The organism is Polynucleobacter sp. 35-46-11 (assembly GCF_002281105.1).
This window is the reverse complement of the sequence record NZ_NCFJ01000024.1, coordinates 22,121-28,120: the sequence shown is the minus strand read 5'-3', so window position 1 is coordinate 28,120 and position 6,000 is coordinate 22,121. Positions and strand designations below refer to the sequence as shown.

Annotated in this window: 5 protein-coding genes; 1 reads left to right on the top strand and 4 read right to left on the bottom strand. The window is 45.4% G+C overall.

Annotation, left to right across the window (positions count from 1 at the left end; genetic code table 11):
- The first annotated feature begins 342 nt into the window (after nt 1-342).
- Nucleotides 343-954: an MOSC domain-containing protein gene (locus tag B7Y67_RS03795; protein ID WP_293597435.1), complete on the top strand. Its 612-nt coding sequence runs from the start codon at nt 343-345 to the stop codon at nt 952-954.
- Nucleotides 955-1,042: 88 nt separating this feature from the next.
- Here B7Y67_RS03795 and B7Y67_RS03790 read toward each other — a convergent pair whose 3' ends face one another.
- From B7Y67_RS03790 to B7Y67_RS03775, 4 genes are all read right to left on the bottom strand, one after another.
- Nucleotides 1,043-2,704 carry an MFS transporter gene (locus B7Y67_RS03790; RefSeq protein WP_293597434.1) on the bottom strand — a complete coding sequence of 554 codons (1,662 nt, stop codon included), beginning with the start codon at nt 2,702-2,704 and terminating at the stop codon, nt 1,043-1,045.
- A 175-nt stretch (nt 2,705-2,879) separates the two neighbouring features.
- Complete coding sequence (locus tag B7Y67_RS03785; protein ID WP_293597433.1) at nt 2,880-4,205, bottom strand: TRAP transporter large permease subunit; 1,326 nt, start codon at nt 4,203-4,205, stop codon at nt 2,880-2,882.
- A complete protein-coding gene (locus tag B7Y67_RS03780) occupies nt 4,198-4,722 on the bottom strand; it encodes a TRAP transporter small permease subunit (protein ID WP_293597432.1) in 525 nt (174 codons plus the stop codon). Before B7Y67_RS03780 ends, B7Y67_RS03785 begins: the two co-directional genes overlap by 8 nt.
- Before the next feature lie 13 nt (nt 4,723-4,735).
- Nucleotides 4,736-5,836 (bottom strand): TRAP transporter substrate-binding protein, encoded by a 1,101-nt coding sequence (locus B7Y67_RS03775; protein ID WP_293597431.1) that lies wholly within the window; start codon nt 5,834-5,836, stop codon nt 4,736-4,738.
- Nucleotides 5,837-6,000: the final 164 nt, after the last annotated feature.

Here is a 6,000-nt window from a genome sequence, read left to right as displayed (position 1 = left end):
GGCTTCGGCGCGGGCGGTGAAAGTGCGGATCACCTTTGCCTGGGCCAGTTCGCCCGGCACCGCCCCGTCGCGATTGAAGCCCGCGCTCGGCCAGCCGAAGGCTGAATAAAAATCAGGCGTTTGACATACTTATCTAAAACCAACTTTTGCCCCTGCTCGCTGGTCTTGGAGTAATAAACCAACTCATCTTTGCCATTGGTAGTGACGTCACGCTCTTCATCCCACTTGGCAAATACGGTTTGACTGGTCAACACGCAAAAAATTGCTACCACCAATAATCTATAAAGATGCATTATTTACTTTCTTAGTTTGATCATTTCATCTTATCAGTCATCTGCACTCATGCGACTTCTCTCTATTTCTTCTGGCAAAGTAATGCCACTCTTTGGGTCTCATCACCCAAACTATTCAAGAGTAGCCTCAGCCATCCAAAAACAATCCATCAGCAATCTCGCTTCCCCCGCTCCCGTTGAAATCACTCGACTTGGTGTAGCCGGTGATGAGCAGGCAGATCTATCGGTACACGGCGGAGTAGAAAAAGCGATTTATGTATACCCAGTTGAGCACTACGCTTTCTGGAACGAATTACTTTCTCGTGAGACCAAAAAATCAATTGATCTCCCTCTGGGCACTTTCGGTGAAAACTTCACTATCGAAGGTTTGCTTGAGACTGAGGTATTTGTTGGAGACCAAATGCAGATGGGTGAACTTCAATTTACCGTAGTCAAACTACGTGAACCCTGCTTTAAGTTCAATGCCAAAATGGGCTACAAAGGTGCGAGCAAAGCCATGCTGCAATCTGGCTTTAGTGGGTGGTATCTACGGGTGAATCAAACTGGCGCTCTCGCAGCGGGTACTGAGATCACAGTGCTGCCAGGTCAAAGACTGACATCTATTGCCGATCAGAATCTAGCCCTCTTTAATCGGGGCAATCAAAAAAATCTTTGGGATTAACTTAGAAATCAACTGCTGCATTAACTTCAGCAATAAAAAAACCCGACCACAAAGTGGTCGGGTTTTGATTTGATACAGACTAAAGTACTTAGTCTTTTGCGTAGATATCTACGTCTTTAGTTTCTTTAATAAACAGTGTACCGATTACCAATGTCATCGCAGCGATGATGATTGGGTACCAGAGACCATAGTAAATGTTACCGTTTTGCGCTACCAAGGCGAAGGAAATCGTTGGCAACAAGCCACCGAACCAACCGTTACCAATGTGGTATGGCAAGGACATAGATGTGTAACGAATGCGAGTTGGGAACATCTCAACTAACATCGCTGCGATTGGGCCATAAACCATGGTTACCAATATCACCAAGTACACCAACAAGAGCAATATAGCTACGTAGTTGATTGCAGCTGGATCTGCTTTTGTTGGATAGCCAGCAGTTTTCAATGCCTCTCCGATTGCTTTCTTGAACTCAGCATCTTTCGCTTTTGCATCTGGGTCTTTTGCAGAGTAACCAGTGATTTCTGTATCGCCAATCTTCACAACAGCGGTGCTTCCAGCTGGGCCAGCAATAGTACTATAGCTAGCAGAGTTAGAAGCCATCACTTGTTTTGCGATATCGCAAGAACTGGTGAACTTAGCTGTACCTGTTGGGTTGAACTGGAATGTACATTCATTTACATCAGCAGTAATTGTTGCTGGTGCTGATGCCATCGCTTTTTCTAACGCTGGGTTAGCAAAGTGAGTCATGGCATTAAATACGGAAACTGGTGTATTTGGAATGTAGGTAATAACAGCCAATAACAAGCCACCCATGATGATGACCTTACGGCCAATCTTGTCTGACAAGCTACCGAACACAACGAAGAATGGTGTGCCGATTACCAATGAAGCAGCAATCAACAAGTTCGCAGTTTTAGCATCTACCTTCAACACTTGTGTGAGATAGAACAAAGCGTAGAACTGACCTGTATACCAAACCACCGCTTGACCTGCAACCAGACCAAACAATGCCAAGATAACAATCTTCAAGTTCTTCCATTGACCGAATGACTCTGTCAAAGGAGCTTTAGACAATTTGCCTTCATCTTTCATCTTCTTGAAAGCTGGGGATTCGTTCATCGATAAACGGATGTAAACGGAAACAGCCAACAAAGCGATAGAAACGATGAATGGAACACGCCAGCCCCAAACATCGAAGTTTGGACCAGTGAGTTCACGTGTGAACAAAATCACTAACAAAGACAAGAACAAGCCAAGAGTAGCTGTTGTCTGAATCCAAGCTGTGTATGCACCACGACGTCCGTGAGGAGCGTGCTCAGCAACGTAAGTTGCAGCACCACCGTACTCACCACCCAAAGCTAAACCTTGAAGCATACGCAATGCGATCAAGATAACTGGAGCAGCAACACCGATAGTGGCGTAGTTAGGCAGAATACCAACGACAAACGTAGCACCACCCATGATAAGGATCGTCACCAAGAAGGTGTACTTACGACCAATCAAATCGCCTAAGCGACCGAATACCAGAGCGCCGAATGGGCGAACGATAAAACCGGCAGCAAACGCCAGCAAAGCAAAAATGAAGGCAGAGCCTGCATCTAAGCCTGAGAAGAACTGCTTGGCGATAACGGCGGCCAATGAACCGTAAAGATAAAAGTCGTACCACTCAAAAACCGTACCTAAAGAGGAGGCAAAAATAACTTTGCGTTCTTCAGCGGTCATTGGGGCTGCTTTAGTTGATGTTGACATCAGTAGCTCCTAACTATTTTTATTGAAATAAAAAACAACGGGTCGATTATGCTTTGAAAAAAATCAAAGAAATCCACTAGTTAGGGTAATTCCCCATCAAATTAGATCGGGGTTTTCACTTAAAGAATGGGGGAAAACCACGTTTTCCCCCAAATAAGTCATCCCTACAGAGTACTTACCACCCAATTGCCTTAGGCAGCCACAAGGATAAAGACGGGAAATAAAATACTAGGAACAAAGCAACGCCTTGCATCACGATGAACGGAACTACACCCTTATAGATATCCTTAATCCCAACTTCAGGAGGGGCCACCCCCTTCAGATAGAAGAGCGCCCAACCAAATGGTGGCGTTAAGAATGATGACTGCAAACAAACAGTAATCATCATAGCAATCCACACTGGATCGGCACCCTGCGAGAGTAAAACCGGTAGAAATAAAGGAACAGCTATGTAACTGATTTCAATCCACTCGATGAAGAAGCCAAGAATGAAGATCAAAAATAGCATGAACCAAATGTCGCTATTTAATCCACCCGGCAAGTACTCAAACATCCCAGTGATCAAATCTTCACCATGCAAACCACGGAATGACAGCGCAAAGACTTGAGCGCAAATCAGAATAAACATCATTAGCGCGCTGATCTTAGTTGTATCAATAGCAACTTCTTTGAGCTTAGCCCAGGAAAAGCGACCAGAAAAAATCGTTACTAGGACTGAGCCGACTGCGCCCATGCCTGCTGCTTCAGTTGGCGCAGCAATACCTCCGACGATAGAACCCAATACCGCAACTACCAACATGATCGGAGGGACCACTACCTTCCAAAATCGCTTCCATAATTCTTTTCCAGAAACTTTGCTACGCTCTTCCAGAGGTATCGGCGGCATTAGATCCGGCTTAACCCAGCCCAATATCAAAATATAAATGATGTAAACCGTAGTGAGCAGTAGACCAGGAATGACCGCGGCCGCAAATAAAGTTCCCACTGAAAGCTGCATGATGTCTGACAGCAAAATCAAAATTAAGCTGGGTGGAATAATTTGACCAAGTGTGCCTGAAGCGCAAATAGCCCCACAAGCAATACTCTTATCGTATCCGCGACGAATTAGGGTTGGCAGAGTCAACAGGCCCAAAGTGATGACCGTTGCTCCAACAATGCCGGTCGTGGCACCCATCAATGCGCCAAAGAGAATGATGCCAATAGCCATACCGCCTTTAAGACCGCCAGCGATATGCCCCATCACATCCAATAGATCATCTGCCAAACGAGACTTCTCGAGCGCAATTCCCATGAAGATAAACAAGGGAATTGCTAACCATTGATACCCACCAACAATTCCAAAAATTCGCGCTGGCAGCAAGCTAAATAGAGAACTTCCAAAACCCAGATACCCAAATACAAATCCGACTGTGGCGAGAGTGATGGCGACAGGGATTCCAGCCATCAGCATGGCAAAAAAACCAATCAGCATCAGAACAGCCATTACTTGCGGTTCAAACATGATTGTTCGCCTTTAAGTTTTTGTGGGCCAATATCAATCTCAGCAACTCAGCAGTGCCTTGGAGCGCGACAAAACAAAACCCAATTGGTATTAGAGATTTAATAGCCCATCGTGCCGGAATTCCGCCGGGATCAGGTGATCCCTCCCCAATTGAAAGCGATTGCCCAACATAACTGATGGATAGCTTGATAAAAATCAGAGAGACAATGATCGTAAGGAGTGCTGAAATAAAATCCACAATCATTTTTTTCTGCGGGGAAAACTGCGCATAAAAAACATCGACTCTGACGTTATCTCCACGTTGCAGAGCAAAACTCATCCCTAATAGAATCATTACGGCCAATAAATGCCACTCTAATTCTTGAGCCCATACCGATCCAAAGCTAAAGGTATATCTTAAAAATACATTGACGGAGATGAGGCCAACGATGGCCAAGGTTGCCCATGAGGCAACCTTGCCAACCTGGTCTATCAAGCCTTCAATTTGTGCTGCTGTTTTTGAAAACTGATTTAACACGACCGTCCCCTATTTATCCACGCACTTTGCTGTGATAAGCCGCTTCGCTATAAACCGCCCAAGCGTCATACTTTTTCTTAAACGCAAAATAAGAATCGTGCACTTTTTTCACCATTGGATCGGCTGCACTAGATTCATCCAAGATCTTGGTTGTTTCAGCACGCATTGCAGCAATTACTGAATCAGGCAAAGGTAAGGCAGTGACGCCTTGATTTTTCACTAGATCTTGCATCGCCTCTGCATTAGCTCGCTGACACCAGGCCTCACTAATAACATTGCAGGCCGCAGCTGCATTTTGGACAACTGCCTGAAGGTCCTTAGGCAACTTCTCCCATGCTGCTTTATTGATTAGTAGCTCTGAGGCAGTTGCAGGCTCATGCCAACCAGTGGTGTAGTAAAACTTAGCCGCTTTTTGCAACCCAAGTCGACGATCTTGATATGGGCCAACGAATTCAGCCGCATCGATGACGCCGCGCTCAAGTGCCGGGAAAATCTCACCACCTGGCAATACTTTGACATCGACACCCAATTTCGCGTAGACCTTACCAGCAAGTCCAGGGATGCGCATCTTCAAACCCTTGAGGTCCGCAACACTATTAATTTTCTTTTTAAACCAACCAGTCATTTGCACGCCAGTATTGCCGCAAGGCATCGCCACCATACCAAACGGGGCATAAACCTCATTCCATAAATCAATTCCGCCACCATCGTAAAACCATCCATTCATACCTTGGTAATTAAGGCCAAAGGGCACTGCAGTGAAATACTGAGCGGCAAAAGTTTTGCCAGTCCAAAAATAACTATTCGCATGGTTCATCTCAACTGTGCCAGAACGGACCGCATCAAAACCTTCAAATGCTGGGATGAGTTCACCAGCCCCAAACACTTGAATCTTGAGACGGCCGTTGGACATTTCGCCAATACGCTTCGCTAAATCAGTTGCACTTCCCGGTCCGTCCATGTAAAAAGGCGATCCCTTGGGATAGGCGCTGGTCATCTTCCAGTTAAATGTTTGTGATGACTGGGCTTGAACAATTGCTGGGGCTCCTAAAGCAAGTCCTGCAACACCAGCTCCAATACCCGTACTCAAAAATTTCCGACGATTTGTAGTCATTAAGCTCTCCTTTAATTGATCTCATTTAGGAAGCACATGCAGCCTCGCTCCTCGATACCAATTTATTCAAACTTAGACTCACTCGTTAGTAGAAATACTGACTTATGGGCATAAAATCACCTATCTGGTGCACACGCATTCTTTTGGGGCAAGAAAACAATTAA

Bases quoted from the DNA above. Each gene is read 5' to 3' on its own strand.
- B7Y67_RS03795 (WP_293597435.1), top strand. From the start codon at position 343: ATGCGACTTCTCTCTATTTCTTCTGGCAAAGTAATGCCACTCTTTGGG.
- B7Y67_RS03790 (WP_293597434.1), bottom strand. From the start codon at position 2,704: ATGTCAACATCAACTAAAGCAGCCCCAATGACCGCTGAAGAACGCAAA.
- B7Y67_RS03785 (WP_293597433.1), bottom strand. From the start codon at position 4,205: ATGTTTGAACCGCAAGTAATGGCTGTTCTGATGCTGATTGGTTTTTTT.
- B7Y67_RS03775 (WP_293597431.1), bottom strand. From the start codon at position 5,836: ATGACTACAAATCGTCGGAAATTTTTGAGTACGGGTATTGGAGCTGGT.